This is a genomic window from Brevibacterium oceani, from assembly GCF_017948325.1.
Taxonomy (GTDB): Bacteria; Actinomycetota; Actinomycetes; order Actinomycetales; family Brevibacteriaceae; genus Brevibacterium; species Brevibacterium oceani.
On the sequence record NZ_CP072846.1, the window covers coordinates 374028 to 392770 of the forward strand.

The 18743-nt window shown below is 58.5% G+C and carries 14 protein-coding genes; 9 read left to right on the forward strand and 5 right to left on the reverse strand.

Translation table 11 applies throughout. The annotated features are described in order from the left end of the window. The first annotated feature begins 231 nt into the window (after positions 1-231). Together J9314_RS01720 and J9314_RS01725 are read left to right on the forward strand one after the other, a co-directional pair. Positions 232-2595: a restriction endonuclease gene (locus J9314_RS01720; RefSeq protein ID WP_210604196.1), complete on the forward strand. Its 2364-nt coding sequence runs from the start codon at positions 232-234 to the stop codon at positions 2593-2595. Beyond that, positions 2592-2948 carry a CHY zinc finger protein gene (locus J9314_RS01725; protein ID WP_210604197.1) on the forward strand — a complete coding sequence of 119 codons (357 nt, stop codon included), beginning with the start codon at positions 2592-2594 and terminating at the stop codon, positions 2946-2948. Before J9314_RS01720 ends, J9314_RS01725 begins: the two co-directional genes overlap by 4 nt. 9 nt (positions 2949-2957) lie before the next feature. On the opposite strand, the gene J9314_RS01730 is transcribed toward J9314_RS01725, so the two are convergent. The 3 genes from J9314_RS01730 to J9314_RS01740 are packed head-to-tail and all read right to left on the reverse strand — an operon-like array spanning position 2958 to position 7145. Beyond that, positions 2958-3593, reverse strand: coding sequence for a hypothetical protein (locus J9314_RS01730; protein ID WP_210604198.1), 636 nt, complete (start codon positions 3591-3593; stop codon positions 2958-2960). A 12-nt stretch (positions 3594-3605) separates the two neighbouring features. Then, positions 3606-5570, reverse strand: coding sequence for a primary-amine oxidase (locus J9314_RS01735; RefSeq protein WP_210604199.1), 1965 nt, complete (start codon positions 5568-5570; stop codon positions 3606-3608). 6 nt (positions 5571-5576) lie between these two features. Further along, positions 5577-7145, reverse strand: a complete 1569-nt coding sequence (locus J9314_RS01740) for an APC family permease (protein ID WP_210604200.1) — start codon at positions 7143-7145, stop codon at positions 5577-5579. A 137-nt stretch (positions 7146-7282) separates the two neighbouring features. On the opposite strand from J9314_RS01740, the gene J9314_RS01745 reads away from it, so the two are divergent. Then, on the forward strand, positions 7283-7912 hold the full coding sequence (locus J9314_RS01745; protein ID WP_210604201.1) for a TetR/AcrR family transcriptional regulator: 630 nt from the start codon (positions 7283-7285) through the stop codon (positions 7910-7912). A 304-nt stretch (positions 7913-8216) separates the two neighbouring features. On the opposite strand, the gene J9314_RS01750 is transcribed toward J9314_RS01745, so the two are convergent. Both J9314_RS01750 and J9314_RS01755 read right to left on the reverse strand, forming a co-directional pair. Continuing rightward, entirely contained in the window at positions 8217-9374 is a 1158-nt protein-coding gene (locus tag J9314_RS01750) for an NAD(P)/FAD-dependent oxidoreductase (RefSeq protein ID WP_210604202.1), read from the reverse strand. Then, positions 9371-10339 (reverse strand): MurR/RpiR family transcriptional regulator, encoded by a 969-nt coding sequence (locus tag J9314_RS01755; RefSeq protein ID WP_210604203.1) that lies wholly within the window; start codon positions 10337-10339, stop codon positions 9371-9373. The genes J9314_RS01750 and J9314_RS01755 overlap by 4 nt, the downstream gene beginning before the upstream one ends. A gap of 185 nt (positions 10340-10524) precedes the next feature. Between J9314_RS01755 and J9314_RS01760 the strand changes: the two genes are divergently transcribed. The 6 genes from J9314_RS01760 (at position 10525) to J9314_RS01785 (ending at position 18741) form a co-directional block, all read left to right on the forward strand. Beyond that, entirely contained in the window at positions 10525-11667 is a 1143-nt protein-coding gene (locus J9314_RS01760) for an FAD-dependent oxidoreductase (RefSeq protein WP_210604204.1), read from the forward strand. A 104-nt stretch (positions 11668-11771) separates the two neighbouring features. Beyond that, on the forward strand, positions 11772-13808 hold the full coding sequence (locus J9314_RS01765; RefSeq protein ID WP_210604205.1) for a hydantoinase/oxoprolinase family protein: 2037 nt from the start codon (positions 11772-11774) through the stop codon (positions 13806-13808). Beyond that, a complete protein-coding gene (locus tag J9314_RS01770; protein WP_210604206.1) occupies positions 13805-15652 on the forward strand; it encodes a hydantoinase B/oxoprolinase family protein in 1848 nt (615 codons plus the stop codon). The genes J9314_RS01765 and J9314_RS01770 overlap by 4 nt, the downstream gene beginning before the upstream one ends. Further along, on the forward strand, positions 15649-16632 hold the full coding sequence (locus tag J9314_RS01775; protein WP_210604207.1) for a tripartite tricarboxylate transporter substrate binding protein: 984 nt from the start codon (positions 15649-15651) through the stop codon (positions 16630-16632). Before J9314_RS01770 ends, J9314_RS01775 begins: the two co-directional genes overlap by 4 nt. Then, positions 16629-17210: a tripartite tricarboxylate transporter TctB family protein gene (locus J9314_RS01780; protein WP_210604208.1), complete on the forward strand. Its 582-nt coding sequence runs from the start codon at positions 16629-16631 to the stop codon at positions 17208-17210. The genes J9314_RS01775 and J9314_RS01780 overlap by 4 nt, the downstream gene beginning before the upstream one ends. Positions 17211-17232: 22 nt before the next feature. Then, positions 17233-18741 (forward strand): tripartite tricarboxylate transporter permease, encoded by a 1509-nt coding sequence (locus tag J9314_RS01785; RefSeq protein WP_210604209.1) that lies wholly within the window; start codon positions 17233-17235, stop codon positions 18739-18741. The last annotated feature ends 2 nt before the right edge of the window (positions 18742-18743 follow it).

Here is an 18743-nt window from a genome sequence, read left to right on the forward strand (position 1 = left end):
CTATAGAATGCATAACAACATAGCTGACCTGCCCAAATGGGCAGACAAACAAATATTCGGAGGCACGAGATGGCTTGGTTTTCACGCCGGCGTCAACCAATCGGTGAGGGAACCGGGCAGTCTGAGAAGACTTCACGTGTGGCGACTATCCAGGGTAGCCAGGTGGATCTCGCGTACGTTCGGAGCCGACGAGTTGCGGATTACATCAGGCTCCGAGGGTCTTCTCGGCCCTTGGCTGCCGATTACATTCAGCTCGTTCACCGCTGTTTTACCGATCCGGTGGATCAGGTCAAATTCACCGATGAAAAACAGGTCGGTGAGTTTATTTTGACATATTTTGTGCTATGCGCTAGCCCTGATGTTCGCGGGAACGACCACCTGCTCATTAATGCTGTCAAAGAAGCGCTTGAAGGTAGAGAATTGCGAGATCTAATTCGGCCTGGCGATCAAATCAGAATGGATTCTGATCACTTCAAAGAAATTCTTAAAATCTTGGTAGATGTTAAATCTGAATTGGACCGCAAGGGTTTGAGTGTGAATTCTGATGCCTCTATCATAGGCGAGTATTCGACGGCGCTTATCGAAAGTGAAGAGCGATCGCCGGGTCACGGTCTTTCCGATGAGCAGCTGGACAATCTTCTCAGGGAAATTCTAGCTTCACGTCGCTATCAAGTGGATATTGACGAGGTTAGATCCGTCCTTGAGGAAGTCCTATCTGATTTCGGGCCGGTAGATATTGGGCCATTTGGTGTAATGTCGAATGACAAAGACGTTGTAATGTACCGTGTTTCACGCAGAATCAACAAGGCCTCTGCGCCACGGAGAGCGGCGCATGAGCCATACGAGTACTCGGGTGTCGAACGTCAGTTGAGCATTGCTCAAATTCTCAGTAACGAGCACATGCAAGAACTTATTTCCCGTCTTCAGGCGAAGGTAGTGCCACCGGTAGAGGAAGAAGTCGTTCGGGAGATCCTTGTGGCGCAGCTGGATCGCGTGAAGCTGAACGCGTCAACTACAAGTCAGAGCGCGATGGACCGGTTCGGTGAGAAGATGTTCACAAAAGCTCTTCCGCATGTGCGTAGCGCATCTAACGCGCTCGCTGCGGAGATCGAGAAGCAAGCGAGAGAGCTCGAGGACCTCGCGCGGCGAAAGGCAAATAGAGACGCATGGAAGGACTATGCGGCAGCGGAGCCAGCGACCGTGGGGGAAATTGGCCACAACGACGACCGAATGCTCTGGCAAAATGCAACTGTCGCTCGTTTGATTGGCAAGAGCTATCAGTCATCGGTGAGGTCTGTTGCTGTCGCAGGGGCCGATTCGCCAGAATTCCGTGCTCTTCCGGATGCCCGGAAGGAAGCTGCTATCAATTTTGCCGTAGGGCAGTTTCTGTCTATGGCGGTATCACCGGAAAACCTGGATCCCGTTGAGTTCTTCCAAGATTTCTCATCGAGTATGTCTACGCAAGTGACGGCTGAGGTTCGCAGTGCCTTGCGGCTAGAGCTTGGCCAGTTCGTGAAGGAGCAGGAAGACGCGCGTCGGCGAGAGTACGTGGCTAGCTGGACTGAATATTCCCAGCGAAATAAGGGATGGATTGGACTTCCGATTACAAATTCAATCGGCGATTCTGAACTGCCCATTGATAGATTCGTTGGCGGAGCCTTCGTGAGTGCCATAAAAGAAGAGTTTGCTCGCGACCTATCCAACTTCGGCGAAGTTGAAAAGATGGCCTTCTCCTGGGCCATTGAGGAAATTTGTGATTCGCGAGTGGCTATTGAGCATCGAGAGCCAGAAGAGGTGGTTGACGAAATCAGAACTTATATTGAGGACCGTCTTCCACTGGTCTTCGCGGGTCAGCTCAACCGAGCCAAGGCAAAGCGGGACGAAATGGCAGCGAGAATGGCCGAGCTCGCGCCCAGAGCCTCAGCGTCCTTGTATAGGCGTGTGATGATGTTGCGAAATGAAGCCAGTTCAAGTTTGGTGTGGCTCCACGACGAAGCTTGGTGGGAGGACCTATGTCGCCAATTTGTAGCAACACTGAGCCTTGAGTCAATCGAACTGATGGACACAAGCGCGTCAGAGATGCTTCAAGTCATGGCTCAGCAGGTTATCGAAAGTGTAATCGCCGGGCGAGAGTCAGAGCTGCGTCCTAAAGCCGCTGCGCTGGATCCCAGTGGGCGTGCTCGGGCTCCGAAGCAGGTTCCCGCATTCCGATCGATCGAGTCGCCACGAGATTTCGAAGATCTGAGCCGGGAGTGGATGGTCTGGCTGGGCTTTCCTGATGCAGTCCTCACTGCTTCAGGAGCGGATGGTGGTATTGATGTAATCGCTGAGGATGGCGCTGCGCAAGTCAAACAATATGCCGCTCAGGTCTCAGCGCCGGAAGTTCGACAGTTCGCAGGTGCGATGATGGGCTATCCAGATAAAAGTAAGCTCTTCTTCGCCTCATCGCGTTTCTCGACCCCGGCCGTAGACTTTGCAAACCTGCCGCAAGTTGAAATGGCCTTGTTCCAAGTGATTACTGATAGGGGAAGTCGGTTGGAGCCGTTTTCTCGATTCGCCGATGAGCTCCTGAGAAGCGCTCGGGAATCTTCATGACTAGAAGCAAGCGCAAGGTGTCTGAACGCTCGCGATCTCCCGAGGTCTTCGGCAAGACCGTCGACGAACACACTCGGTGCGTTCACTACGCGACCGAGCTCGACATCATCGCCATCCGCTTCGCCTGCTGCGACCGCTACTATCCGTGCCACCTCTGCCACTCGGAGACCGCGGACCACGCCGTCGAGCAATGGCCACGTGACCGTTGGGACCAGGAAGCCATCCTCTGCGGGATGTGCCGGAGCGAACTGAGCATCGAGACGTACAAGGCCTCAGACTCCTGCCCAGAATGCGCCGCCCCATTCAATCCGCGCTGTGCGGCGCATTCGGATCTCTACTTTGCCCGTCACTGAAGAATTCGCTCAGTGAAGGAACTGCATCACCACGATCATCGCGGCCATTCCCCAGCAGTCGAGTGAGACGAACAGGCGCCTGCGGGCGATGTCGTGAATTGCGCAGACCACCAGGCACGCGGCAAGGACGACAACGGCCACCGTGAGAAACGTGCTGATGAGCGTCATATCCCCGGCATGATGCCCACCGTGGCCGCCGGCATGAGCCGAACCGCCCATGTGCGCACCGTGGTTGAGGACCTGCCACGCCATCACCGGATAGGCCATGGCGCACAGGACTCTCGACGACGGCCCCGGGTGAGGCGCCCGTGACCATGACCGGCCAGGGGCGGCGCCGCCGGGCCGAGCGCAATCGTCGTCTTCGATCTCCGGGGGACCGCCCAGGCCACTCATCACGAGTGCGGGGGACCGCCTCGGCGTGGGAATGCTTGACCGTGTCCGGAGGAACACGGCTAGGCCGAGCCCGACGATGAGCAGCGCCCCCGACCAGACCACCGGTGGGACCAGGGCGGTATAGGCCAAGTCGGCCATCGCAACGACCATCACGGTCGCGGCGACCATGGCCGGCTTCCTCTTCGAGGCGACGGCGCCGAACAAGCACAGGACCCCCGAGGCGACCATGAGGAAAGAGGCAAGGCTGCTCATCGTCGTATCCTGTCAGTCACACTCGCAGGAGTGCCCGCCGGCCTCGGTGCCGCAATGCGCCGACTTCGGGCGTGGCACGTCGAGTGCGGGATTCTCATCGAAGAAGCCATAGGGCTTCATTGTGAATCCGAGGCGGTCGACCGGCATGATCGGCCAGTCCTCGGGACGGGGGAAGTGCGTCATTGCGAACGCCGCCCACACGACGATGTCATCACCGTCGACCGGGCGCTGCTGTTCGACCCACTGTGTGATCGTGCCATTGCCCGGGTTCTGATTCGGATAGGTTCCCGAGGGGAACCGCTCATCGGCGTCGAAGTGCGTGAGCCACATGTGCTTCGACCCGAAGCCCGCCCGCTTCGAGATCGACGAACCCTCGGCGGCCATCATCGTCGGTTCATCGGGCACGCGCAGCTCGTAGCCGACCGGGAACCCATGACGATTCGTCTTCTCCGGATTGACGATGTGCCACACCCGACCGGCCTCGCCGTCGGCGGTGCGTCCACCCTCTGCGGTGAGTCGCGTGAGCTTCCTGGTGAACGCATTGCCGTAGGGGTTGTCCTCGCTGAAGGGCACGCGCACGGCCTCCTGCTCGTCGACGGCGTTGGCGATGCCATCGACCTGCATGTCGAGCCGGGCGCAGAACATGTGTTGGTGGAACGGCATCCCCAGCCCCTCGTCGCCCAACGGCGAGGACCAGCGCTGCCGCTGGGACTCATCATCGTAGGCCGCGGTGTAGACGATTCCGGTCGCCTTGCACTCGAGCTCGATGGTGCCGTCGAGGTAGAGGTACCAGTAGAACCCGTAGTCGTAGTTGCCGACCGTGATGAAGAAGGAGATGACCAGGCGGCGGTTGCGGCGCACATCGACGGCTCCGGTGAACTCATCGGTGTGCTTGAACAGGATGCCGGCGTCCTCCTCATGGATGCAGATGGCGTTCTTGATCGTGTGCGCATGCCCCTGATCGTCGGCGAGAACGGCATCGGAGTAGTGGATCTCGCCGAGGCAGTCGCACCCGAGTTCGAGCGAGTTCGCGCTCTTGCCCATCGAGTACTCACCGGCATCGAAGTAGTTCTGCCAGAACCGCACGGGGCTCGGGTCGCCGTATGGGACGACCATTTCCGCCACCGAGGCGCGGTAGACGATCGGACGGCGCTGACCCTTGTCATCGACGCTGATCTGGTGGAGAACCAATCCCTCGACCGGATCGAACCCCAGACGCACCTGCCACTTCTCCCAGTCGAGCAAATCACCGTCGAGAGTGAAGCTCGCACCCTCGGGCTGAGTGATCTCGATCGGCTTCTGCGTGGTCCGCGGTTCGGGCAGCCAGGAGTCGAGGTGATAGTCGAAACGCTCCTGAGGGACGGGCACGACATCGGTGTCGACGACCTCGACGACCTCCCCGGAGTTGAGATCGAGGTAGGCGACGAGCCCCTCGAGCGGATGCGCCCAGGCATTGTCCTGCGGATCCGACTGGATGAACGACGAGCCGCGGATGAGGCGGCGCCCCTCTTCTCCCGGGATGTCGAAGCATCCGGCCGAGAGCGCGCAGATCCGCACGGTCTCGATGTCGGTGATTCCCCGCGCTTCGACCGCAGCGCGCCAGGTGTCATCGTTGCGGATCATCTGTTCGGCAGCCTCGTACTCGGTCATCGTGATCGGAGCCTGACCCTCGGCGGCGACATCGAGCACGCGTGCGAGGAGGACTCTGCGCTCACGGAGGGAAACGAGGATTTCGGTCTGTTCCCCGCTGCCGCGCTCGATGAGGAGGGAGCGCACCCGACGATCGAGATCGGCAGTACCTGCGATGACATCTCGCTTGTCGGGCTCGACGAGGCTGACGAGGGCGAAGAGGGTCTGCGCGCTCACGTGGCCGGCGTCGACGATGATCGCTCGGTTGAGTTCGATCTCCTCGCCTGTGAGGCGGTCGAGCGGGTGGGTGGTCGCACTGCCGGCGGCGGTCGCTGTCGTTGCAGTCATGGGTGGTCACATGCCTTTCTGTGTGTCGAGAGTGGTGTCGTGAGGAGCGTCGAGTGGAGCATCGAGATCGTCGAGCAGCTCCTGAGGATCGACGGGGGTCGGTCGGAACACGCGGATCCGGTGGCCGCGGACGTATCCGATGAGGGCCAGCGCGGCGAGGGCGCCGAGGGTGCCGAGAGTCAGTGCGGTGAACGGCCCCTGCTCGACGCCCCATTCGTCGAGGAAGTCGTAGTGCAGGCCGAAGAGCCGCTCCAGAGTGCCGGGGAAGATCGCGACCCAGGATCCGAGGAGTACCCAGACGAAGGCTATTCCGCCGAGGATGGTGAAGCCGACATTGCCGACCGGGACACGGAAGGGGCGTTCGCTGTCGGGGTGTTTCCACCGCAGTTTCACGGCCGCCGGGATGATCAGCAGGTAGCTGAGCAGGAAGGTCGAGATGGAGATCGAGAGGACCACACCGAAGAGTGCCCCGGCGTCGCCGCTGAGCTGCATGGCCGCGATGAGGAAGATCGTTGCGACGGTGCCCGAAAGCAGGTTGACGTTGACCGGGGTGCCGAGTGAGCGGGAGATCTTGCCGAAGAACCCGCCGAAGAAGGCGCCGTCGGCGGCGGTCAGCGCCTGCATCCGGTCGCTCATGATCATCCAGGCCGCACCCTGCGAGGCGAGGATGATGACGAACATCAGCGCTGCCAGCACAACCATGACCTCGGCGGCCGGACCGTAGACGGTGAAGACCGTCTGCACGGCGTCCAGGAGCCCGCCGATGCCCGTGATCGTCTCGGTCGGCAGCACGAGCAGCATTGCCAGCACCGGCAGGATGTAGCACAGGGCCGAGACGAATCCCGAGCGGGCGATGGCGGCTGGAATATCGTGCTTCGGGTTCTTCATCTCGTCCGAGGCGCTGTTCGACGCCTCGAATCCGAGGTAGGAGAAGAGCAGAAGCGGAACGAGTCCGAGGAAGCCGCCGAGGCTGGGGCTGAAGTCTGCGAGGCGAAGTGGCTGGACTCCGTGCTGGGCGGCGTAGAGGATCGTAGTGAAGAGGAAGAAGGCGATGAAGACGACCTTGAGGACACCGCCGAGGGTCGGCAGCCACTTCGCCTTCGCGAGCGACAGGATCGCCGCGATCACCGTGATCCAGATGAAGACGATCTTGAAGACCCAGTCGCCGACCGATCCGGCTTCGATCGGGCTGATGAATTGGTTCCACGTCCCGGTGGCGAGGAAGGCCATCGAACCGCCGACCCACACCGGCTGAGTGACCCAACTGAGGATCGAGGCGATCGCACCTGCGGGGCGTCCGAAGGCCTGGCGCACCCAGATATATGCTCCACCTTCCCCGACGAAGGTGCTGCCGGTCTCGGCGAAGACGAGGGCGTAGGGCACGAGGAAGAAGATCGCGAGGACGAGAGTCCACGTGAAGGTCTCCGCTCCGAACCCCGCGGTCTCGGCGAGGACTTCGATGCTCAAGACCGCCGACATGACGATGAGCACGATGTCGAATCGGCCGAGAGTCTTCTTCAGATGCTGCTTCTGTTCATCGGCATACACGGTTGTGTGTTCGAGAGAAGACACCATCCACCTCCTTGTGAGTGGGTGTCCAATAGTATTCTTTGCGTTACACCCAAAAGAATTGCACGGAACGTCGGCAGGCAACAGAGGTGCGGCCATACCGATCGGCGCTTGCCTAGATCGCTTCTGGAGATAATGGAGTCATGGCCCGACCGAAGAACCAGACGAATCGCCGCGCAGAGATGGTGCAGGCGGCGAAGCAGGCGATCGCCGAACGTGGGCTCACCGGTCTCCGCACGATCGACGTCGCCGCGTATTCCGAACTGGGCGCGGGATCGGTGGCTTATTACTATCCTGATCTCAGCGAGCTCGTGCGAGAGGTGCACCAGAACGCGGTCTCTCGCTTCTATTGGAATCGACAGCAGCAGTCGAGCGAAGGCGACGACCCACGAGTCAAGCTGACGAGCATGATCCGCAGCGGGATCCCGGTTTCACGAGAGGACATCGACTTCCAGGTACTGGGCGAACTCCATACGCATGCCTATCGGGACCGGTTCCACGCCGAACTCATGGCGGAGCTCTTTCGACTCGAGGTCTCGCTCTATCACTCGATCCTCAGCGAAGGAGTCGAATCCGAGGTCTTTGCGATGGCGGTGCCGGTGGAGACCGCGGCGAAGAATCTTGTGGCATTGGAGGACGCTTACGCCCTGCATTTCATGGGAGGAACTCCGCTCGACGCGGAGGCGATCTACGAACTGATCGTCGCCAACGCCGAGGCATTGACGGGGTGCCGGTTGCTGGATTCTTCGACGGAACGGCAATCGCTCAGGTGAGCGATTGCCGCTGTTATTAGTCGGCAAGTGCGCGATAAGCCGGTAGTGACCTGGTCATGGCTCACCGCGATGATCATGCCGTTAGGTGCCCTCGGGCATTGCTTCGTCAACTAATGAAATCGGACAAATAGCTATATTGCGTTCGCGGGTGAAGTGCGAGGCGCGATCTTCCTTATGGGGGATCTGTTTCAGAATGCTCCTTATCCAAGATAATCAACACGAGTGAGTCGGTAGCTGTGCCGTGCCCCACTCAGAAAGTGGGAACCTGCTGTTGGTCAAATAGCGAATAGTATGATTCAGGGTTCTACTGCTCGCCGGGGCGTCGTGGGGCGGCAAATGATTCCCTCTGCATATTGTCGAGGAATCGGGATGGCTGGAAAGTTTTGAGTAGGTCATTCGGTTCTGCGCCCAGAATTTCTTCAGACAGGATATCGGCCAACAACGGAGAGAGGACTATTCCGCTGTGTGTGACCGCAGCAAAAATGGATGAGCTGGGGTGGATTCGGCCGACAGCAGGTAAGCCATCTGCTGGAATCACGCGATGGCCGACGCGAATGTCTACAATCTGTGTTTCAAGATCAGGGAGAAGCTTCGAGACGCGGGCGGAAAATTCTTCAACCACTGATTCGCTAGGTGCGTAATTTCGATCAGCGGTGGAGTCGAGATCAAGGGCTTGCACCAATAGGCGCTCGCCATTTTCTGGTCGGAGATTCAAGCTATCGGTCGTGACGAGCCCTTGAACAGGGTGTCCGGCGGCTTCGACGCGAGCAAGGTAGCCGTAGGCTGAGCCATTGACCACTGCTGGTACCAGCGGCAGTCTTCCGCCAGCGGACTCGACGAGGTGCTCACTTCCGTTGCCAGCGGCCACTACTGCTGCTCTCCCGTTAATTTCGCCTTGATCCGTCACTACCGTGACGCCGTCCGAAGTTTCGCGAACGCTAGTGACTCGGCACTTGTTCATCGAGAATCGATCGTTCTTAACCAGGCCGTCCAAGAGCGTGCTCGTTCTTGTGATTGGGAAGGCGTGCCCCTCTGCCTCGAAGACTGCCGCAATGGCAGAGGCTGGTACTTGCAGCCCTGTCAGTTTCTCCGCCTCGGATGTATCTACCCAGGCGGCGGGGTAGCCAAGCAAGATAAGACGTTCGACCCGCTCGGTCAGAGTCTGTCGGTGTTCTTCATCGTCTGCAAATTCCACATGGCCAGCGAATGTTACAGATTGCGGATCGTCTTGAGCGATTTCCTGCCATCTGCGCAGACCTTCGACATTCAGTCGGTGGTAAGCAATGGGATGTTTTCTGTGGCTGTTGATCCACCCATAGCTCACCTCTGAAGTGCCACCTGCAGGCTCGCCGAAGTCCAACAGCTTTACTGACTGCCCGCGCTTGACGAGCGCATCTGCGAGGCTGACTCCGATAATTCCGGCTCCGATGACAATTACCGACTGCTCTAACTGAGTTGTCATGAGTGAGAAATGCCTTCCGAATCTTTGTTGCTAGTCGTGTTGGATAGTGCTGATTTGGAGCCGACGTGAGAGAGGCCGACCTTCTCGGCGGTCAGCAGAATGTCTTGGCCCGAGATGGCCGTCCTGAGTCGGTTGAGTCCCTCCATGCGCTCAAGAGCGCGCTCGGGATTCTGAGCCGCTACAGCGTTGACGAGAGCTTGGGAGACGAGTAGCGGAATTGATGCGTCGCTTGCTGAAGACAGTGATGTCGGGGAGGTCGTAATAACGTGATCAGCCGTCTCCCGGATTGGCATTCCGATGGCCTCAGTAATGAGTATCACGGTGAGGCCGAGCTTTCGGGCATGCTGGCAAGCGACCGTGATCTCGTCAAATTCCCGAATTGGCGCAAACACGATGAGCACAGTTCCGGGAGCTAACTGGACGAGTTCATCCGCAAGAAGTACCCCGGATGCGCGCGACGAGTCGGCCGATAGTCCGACTCTGGAAAGGAAGAAGGCCAGATAGTCCGCGATGAAGCCAGTTGGAGACAGGCCGTAACAGGCGACATGGTCGGCATCTGCCACGGACTGGACGATCGCGTTCCACTCGGTATCGCTGATCGTTTCACGAAACTGTTCAACTGCGACAGCGGTGTCGTCGATAACTGTGCGAAGGTGGCTGCCGGCAGTGGTCGAGTGCATTCGCCGATGAATGACAGCTCCCGGGTCGGCTCTGCTGGCCACGAGCGACATCGCCGCCTTCCGGACTTCCTTCATCCCGCGATATCCGAGAGCACGTGCAGCGCGGATCACGCTGGCATCGCTCGTCCCGATCACCTTCGCGATATCTTTCGCGCTCGACGTGGCCACCTGATCCGGATGGCGAGCGAAATACGATGCGATATCCGCAAGTCTGCCGCGTAAGCGCGGCCCCACTCGGGTTGCGCGTTCGAACAAGGTTTCGTCGCTGGTGTCGTCGTCAGCCACAGCACTCCCTCTCCTGATCTGGCGTCTACTGCAAGCCGCTGCTGTGTTCAATCGTGCCCGGATGCTTCGAGGAAAGAAAGCGGCAGATCCACGAAACATGACGGAAACACTACACAGCTACATTGATATGTAGTATAAACGATATTGGAGTCGCCGATGTCGTCGATAAGCTAAGGGGTACAACCATGCACGACCTGGCAGTAGTTGGTCTTGGCGCTCTAGGTACTCATGTCGCCCTTGCAGCTGCACGAAAGGGCCTCGACGTCGTCGGCCTAGATTCAGGAACCGGAGATCACGAGCATTCAGCAACCGGAGGCCGCACTCGAATATTTCGGTTGGCATACACGTTCGGTACCGACTATGTTCCGGCTCTGCAACGCTCTCTGACCTTCTGGAACAACCTCAGCTCCCGCTATCCGGAAACACGTTTCGAAACCGGCGCGTTGATGATCGGGGACCCCACAGATCCCGAAATAGCGAAGGCCGTGACTGCCGCACAAAGCTGCAATCTACCTCACGAGCTACTTGATGCCTCCGCCATGTCAACGCGCTGGCCGATGCATCACCTGGTGCCCGGTGATATCGCGCTTTACGATCCTGCGGGCTCCCTACTCATCCCACCAGCAATCACCGCCCGAGTCAGAGCAGATGCCGAAGCGCTCGGAGCAACCCTGCGATTCCATTCTCCAATCACAGCTATCAAGGAAAGCTCGCGAGGCAGCACCATCACCTTGAGCAACGGAGAAGAACTCCGTTCCCGCCAGATCGTCGTCACCGCGGGCGCATGGTCCGGTCGTTTTGTTCCAGAGTTCACCAATGCTGTTGAACTTCGCCGCGCGATTCTCCATTGGTTTTCGACACCGAACGATTTCGAGTACGGGCCCACCCAGTTTCCGGTCGGCCTGCGGCGAACGGGCAACGTGCGCTACTCGTTCTTTCCTCAAGTTGATGCGAACGGAATCAAGGTCAACCTCCATTCTCCGAAGCAAGTGGTGCCGCATCCGGAGATGCGCGAAGTCAACCTTCCCTCCGATTTCGACGAGCTCGTCGGTGGCCTCAAGAGGACTCTGACCGGGTTAGGCAGGAGAACGGCCTCCGCCGCCTATGTGGAGAGCTACACACCTGACTACCGGATACTGCTTGGCCGAGCCGCGAATACCAAGAACCGTTGGCTCTTGGCAGGCGGCTCTGGACAAGCGTTCAAACTGGCGCCTGCACTGGCAGAACACCTCGTAGAGCTCATCCAAGGCGAAATGCCGAGCTTGAGTCTTGACGGCGTGATCCGAAGTCCAGGGACACCGGCAGTCGAAGCTGTCCGAGGACCATGACTTCGGCACCGGTCGACTCGCCTCAGTAGGAACCGCACCACACCGTTACCTGTCATCACCAAAACAAGCACAATCGCAGAAATGTGAGAAGAGGAAGTAGAAGAATGCGAGTAGGCGTCGATATCGGCGGGACGTTCACGGACATCACAGCCGTGGATGACCAGGGTGTATTTCACATCGGTAAAATTCCGAGCACACTCGACGACCAGTCGGTGGCGCTGGCCCAGGGAGTTGCGGGCGTCCTCGAACGCAGCGGGGCCCAGGCAGGTGAGGTGGACTACCTCGGCCATGGAACGACAGTTGCGACGAACACTTTGCTCGAGCTGAATGGTTCACCCACCGCTCTAGTCGTCACCCGTGGATTTCGTGATGTCTTAGAGATCGCACGACAAAAGAGACCGAGCCTGTACGACTTGTTCGCTGAGAAGCCCCGTGTCCTTGTACCCCGCAGCAAGGTCTTCGAGATCGATGAACGGCTGCTCGGGGATGGCACAGAATTACGCCCCGTTCAGTCCGACGACCTCGCGACATTGCTGGAGAAACTCGCCCAGATCGACGTCACAGCGGTAGCCGTCTGTTTCCTCCACAGCTACCGTGACCCCGCGCATGAAATAGAGGTCGCGGAAGCGATTGCTGAACGCTTCCCCGACCGCTACGTGACCAGGTCGAGCGAAGTCGCACCAGAATTCCGCGAGTACGAACGACTCTCGACCACGGTCATCAACGCGTTTATTGGACCCCGCATGGACCGGTACGTTTCGATGCTTGAGAAGCGCACAAAAGAACTCGGGGTTCCCGTGCCTCCCAAGATCATCCAATCCAACGGCGGCATTGTCTCTCCGGACTCAATCGTGCGCCGTCCAGTGAGTACCTTGTTGTCTGGGCCAAGTGCTGGAGTGTTGGGCGCTGCTTGGGTTTCTGAGAACTCCGGATTCACCGAGCTCGTCACTTTCGATATGGGTGGAACCAGCACCGATGTCTGTCTCGTCAGAGACGGTGAGGCCCTCGTGACTGCCGAACGAAGCGTTGACGGATACGTTGTCCGCACTCCAAGCGCCAACGTTCACACGGTCGGCGCTGGAGGCGGTTCGATTGCGCAAGTCGACGGTGCGGGTGCGCTGCAGGTCGGGCCACGCAGTGCTGGTGCTCGTCCTGGACCTGCGGCATACGGACATGGAGGAACTCGTGCTACGGTGACCGACGCGAATATCGTGCTGAGCCGACAAGACCCTGACCAAGTCATCGGAGAAGGACTGCATCTCGATACTGAGGCAGCCGAACATGTCGTGGAAGAGATCGGGGCAGCACTCGCGATCGACGTTGAAGAAGCAGCCCTCGGCGTCGTTCGCGTAGCCAACTCCCACATGGCCCGTGCGGTACGCGGAGTCAGCGTCGATAACGGCGATAATCCCAGGGATCTTGCTCTCGTTGCCTACGGCGGTGCCGGGCCACTGCACGCCGTGGAAGTCGCGCGAGAGGTCGGCATGAGAACTGTGATTGTCCCGCCCAACCCAGGCACATTGTGCGCACTCGGACTACTCGTCAGCGAAGTCCGGACAGAGATCCGACAGTCGAGTCTGCTCGATCTCGGGGAAAGTGCCGCCCCATTGCAAGAGGTCATCGCTGGGCTGCGCACCTCGGCAGAGGAATGGTTCATCCGCGAAGATGTCCCCTCCGCAGAACGATCAACCCGCTTCGTCCTTGATATGCGCTATCAGCGGCAAAACTTCGAGCTCCCTGTCGAAATCGGCGATGGGGTACTGGCGGATGCGGATATACCGTCCATCATCGACCGTTTCCACGAGATCCACCGAAAAACATACGGGTTCGCACATGCCGGTTCCGGAGTGCGCGTCGTGAACATCACCGTCATTGCGTCCCAGCCCGTCGAGCCATTGGACCCTACAACGCTACCAACCAGAACGATCGACGACCAGGACTCCATCATCGCCACACGCGACGTGCGCTTCCCAGAGGGAAAGCTCCCATCCACAATCCACCGTCGCGAACTTCTACGTTCCGGAGACCAAATTGACGGCCCAGCCGTCATCGAACAGGAGGACTCAACTACATTGCTGCCACCAGGATCCCACGCACGCGTCGACTCATACGGAACACTCATCGTGGAGGTAGGAAAATGAGCCTCGATCACGACACCCTGACAAAAGATCACACCGCCAACAGTACCGATCAAATCGACCCGATCACCGTCCAAGTCATTGGGAACGCACTTCTCTCCGTTGCCGAAGAAGCAGGCACCGTTCTCAGACGAGCAAGCTACTCGACGAACATCAAAGAGAGAGCGGACTGCTCGACTGCGCTGTTCGACGCAAACGGTCGACTCATCGCACAAGCTGAACACATCCCCATCCACATGGGTTCAATGGCCGGCGCGGTAGGGCGCCTGAGTGGACGTCTTCCGGGATATGAAAACATCCGCATCGAATCTGGTGACGTCTTCATCACGAACGACCCCTACGACGGCGGAGGCACTCACCTTCCCGACATCACAATGGTGGCTCCAGTCTTTGTCGAAGACGAGATCGTTGGATGGAGCGCCAACATTGCACACCACTCTGACGTCGGAGGACATGTGCCGGGAAGTAACTCTGGAGACTCGACCAGCCTTTTCATGGAGGGCTTGCGAATTCCATTGGTTAAAGTCGTCAGCCAGGGCGAAGTCATCAACGACGTTCTCTCATTCGTGCTCCTCAACTCGCGGTTGCCTGAGGAGCGTTACGGAGACCTCCTTGCTCAGCAGTCAGCAGCTGCCGTCGGCGCACAGCGCCTCCTGGAACTCCATGCCAAGTACGGTACCGACGTCGTCGCTTCGGCAAGCGCCTCCCTGCTCGACTACGCAGAGAAACGTCTGGCCCTCGCCGTCGCCGAAGTCCCAGATGGCGTGTACACGGCCACAGACTGGCTCGACGAGGACCGCCCAGGCGATGGCAGGATCCCAATCGTTGCCTCTGTAATGATCGACGGCGAACACATATCCGTCGACTTCACAGGCACCGGCCGAGAAGCAGTCGTCGCAGTCAACGTCGTTCGCAGTGCTCTCGAAGCGACAGTGTTCTACGCGCTCAAGGCAGCACTCGATCCAGGAATCCCGGCCAACGGGGGATTCTTCGACGCAGTGAAGATTCACGCCCCCGAAGGCACCATCCTCAACCCTCGTCCGCCTGCCCCGGTCGCAGCGAGGACAGATACCTGCCAGCGAGTTGTCGATGCCGTATTCGCCGCTCTCGCCCAAGCTCTACCCGACAGGATCCCTGCCGGTAGCCACTCGACGATTACCTACGTCAATTTCTCGGGTCTCGGTCGCGATTTCTACGTCTATCCAGAGGTAGTGGCAGGGGGCGCCGGCGCACGTCCGGAAGCGGATGGCCTCGACGCAGTTCAAGTGCATATCACTAACTCTTCGAACCTGCCCATCGAATCCCTCGAAAGCGAGTACCCACTGATGGTCGACGCCTACGAGCTCGTTACCGATTCCGGTGGCGCGGGAGCGCATAGAGGGGGCCTCGCGCTCCGCCGCGACATCCGAATCTTGGGCGACGGTGCGGAATTCTCCGCCCATGCCGACCGTCAGTCCCTCCCTCCAACAGGAATGGCAGGCGGTCACAACGGAACTGCCGGCCGTTTCACAGTCCGCCCAGGCACGACTGAAGAGCAAGTACTCCCGGGTGGACGAGTAAGCGGTGTAGCTCTGGCTCAAGGTGACGTTATGCGAATTCAGAGTCCCGGAGCCGGCGGCTTCGGATCACCCTTGCAGCGGCCCGTTGACAAGGTCCTCATCGATATCGCTGATGGACGAGTCTCTCGGGCGGCAGCAGCTTCCATCTACGGCGTCGTCGTCGATGAATCTGGAAAGCTCAATCGCATTGAAACCGGGCGGGCCCGTGCCACTGCAACATCCTCCAGCAAAAACTCGACAGAACATATGCCCACCACTGCTACGGAAGAAAGAAGCGCAGGATCATGAAAAAGAAGCTCACCTTTGCTGCCGCACTAATTGTTGCCCTTTCACTCGGCGGATGCGCTGGAGACCTCAAGGGAGGCGGAGGCGGAGGCGACGCCAACTTTCCAACCCACGCCATCGACCTTGTTCTTCCCTTTGGATCAGGAGGGGCCACCGACATCGGCGCGCGCGCGATGGCCGATGCTATCTCCGGTGATCTCAAGCAACCGATTAATTCCACCAATGAAACTGGGGCGCAGCAAGTCACCGCTGTAGGGAAAGTACTCAATTCATCCAAGGATGGCTACACTCTGCTTGCCGATGGAGCAGGTTCATCGTCTATCCAATCACTGTTGCCTGACTTGCCGTTCACCTGGGACGAACGCACATTCATCGCTGATGTCGCAACCGGTGCACACGCCTACGCGGTTGGTAAGAAGAGTGGCATCACTTCCCTTGATAAGCTCGAGCACAAAGCGAAGGACAACCCATCTGGTTTCCATATCGCATGGCTTGGTGGTACCACAACCAGTGACTACGCGACTCTTCAGTTTCTCGATGCTATCGATGTCGATGCTTCGAAAGTAGTGAAGGTGCCGTTCGACGGTTCCGGTGACGCTATGCAAGCTGCAGCGGCTGGCGACGTCGACCTGGCGGTGGGTGGATCGAGTGCAATTGCTTCTTTGTACAGTTCCGGTGACCTCGTACCGCTGGCTCTTACGACAGAGGACCCAAACTTTCCCGAAATACCACTGACCGCTGATGAAGGATACGACTCACTCAATCTCAACTACTGGGTTGGGCTCTCCGGGCCTGCGGATTTGCCCGATGGAGTCGTCAATAGACTCACCGAGTCTCTGAACAAGCTTGCTGACAGTGGCGAGTTGAATGAGTCCTTCGAGAAAATCGGGATGACCGTGGAAGTACACACCGGTGAGGAGCTGACAAAGCAGGTACATGACGAAGCTAAGACATTCGCGGACCTGAAAGAAACGGTTGAATGATGTCTACGCTATTAGCTCGTACGGGCTCACTGTTACGGTCTCCTGACGGGTGGGGCCACCTGCTGATCGCGCTGTTTGCCCTTGTCGCTGTCGGCAATGGCGGGGTAATCGTCAGCGCTGCCGGAGGCGTTGGGGAGAAAGCTGCTGCCGGATGGTTCATCGGAATCATCGGCCTTGTCCTCCTCGGTCTGGTCGGACTTGGGTTCCGTGAAGATCTCCGCGGGGGGCGCGTATCAGTGATGTCAGAACTTGCCACAACAATCATTGCCGAAGAGGAAGCCGCAGGCCGTGAGGTCGAAGACCACTTCCAGGCCGAACTCCCACTGCACTCGCCTCGGAAAATCACTCACCTGCTATTGCTCAGTGCGGTGTTACTTATCGGTTGGATGGTAGCAATTCCGTGGATCGGGTTCGGAGCGGCGACAGGAATCTTCTGCCTCCTATTTATGCGTTGGATGAGCCGAACTTCATGGTGGACGACACTCATCACAGCCGTAGCTGTCGGAGCCGGGCTCGCCATTCTCTTCAAGCTTGTCGGGGTCATCCTGCCAACCGGTGCCCTCTGGTACCTGATCTGACCCATTCGAGAGGAACTATCGCATGGATTTTCACACCATCATCAGCGGATTCGCCACGATCCTCACACCAGAGCACCTTCTAGTCGCGTTCCTTGGATGCTTCGCAGGAACGTTCTTCGGAGTGCTGCCTGGCCTTGGCCCAGTGACTGCTATTGCAGTGCTCTTCCCACTGACAACATACTTGGACCCGGTGTCCGGGATCCTCATGCTCGCTGCTGTCTACTATGGCGGAATGTATGGAGGCTCAACCACGGCGATCCTACTCAATATCCCCGGAGAAGTCTCTTCACTTCCCTCCGCGTTGGAGGGCTATCCAATGACGAAACGAGGTCGAGCCGGCGCGGCTTTGGCAACTGCTGCAGTATCCTCGTTCTTCGCAGGGATCGTGGGCACCATCGGAGTCATGATCATCGGCCCTACCATCGCACATTTCGCTTTGGCATTCGGACCGCCGGAACAGTTTGGCCTCCTGCTCTTCAGCCTCACCGCAATCTCCGGACTGGTGTCTGGTTCGATCGCTAAGGGACTAGGAATGGCTGTATTCGGAATCATGTTGTCTCTGATCGGCTACGACGCGATCTCCGGGGCACAGGTACTGACATTTGGTTCATGGACATTGGCTCAGGGTCTTAATGTTGTTCCGGTCATGATTGGACTGTTCGGAATTGGCGAGATTCTGAAAACTCTGATTCAGAAGAACTCTGTGCCATCTGTAGCATCTGTGGGAAGTCTCCTTCCCAGTCGAGACGAGCGTAGAGCAAGCGTGGGCCCAACCGTGCGTGGAACTGCGCAAGGCTTCTTTCTCGGGCTTATACCAGGAATGTTGCCCTCTGTGACCTCATTTCTTAATTACAGTTGGGAACGAAATCGTGCCCAACGCAGGGGGACCTCGAAATTCGGTCGAGGAGCAATCGAGGGAATCGCAGGTCCGGAAGCCGCGAACAACGGTGCCGCCATGGGCGGATTCGTTCCCTTGTTCAGCCTGGGAATCCCCACCGGTCCATCGATGGCACTCATTCTCGCGGCACTTCTCGTTTACGGATTGGTTCCAGGCCCCACGCTTTTCACTGAGAAGGCTGACTTCACGGCGGGCATCATCGCGAGCTTCCTTATCGCTAACGTGATCCTTCTTATTCTCAATCTGCCGTTGGTCGGATTGTGGGCGAAGATCGCTAAGGTGCCCTTTTCAATCATGGCGCCGATTGTCATCGTCTGCTGTCTTGTTGGAGCTCTTCTCGAGCGCAACAGTATGTTCGACGTCGGAGTATGCGCACTTTTCGGTTTCCTAGCTTTGCTCTTCGACCGGGCTCAATTGCCGATTGCACCACTGGTCATGGGCTTTATCCTAGGTCCGTCGCTACAGCAGTCGATGCGCCAGTCTTTCACCATGTCGTCGACCTTCTATGTCGAGCGCCCGATTTTTGTCTTGTTCGCAATAGTGAGCCTGGCAACTGTGGCCTGGTCGATCTACCGTGCTGTCCGTTCGAAACGCGACAAGGAGCGCCGAGCTGTAGCAGGCTACGTGCAATAGTG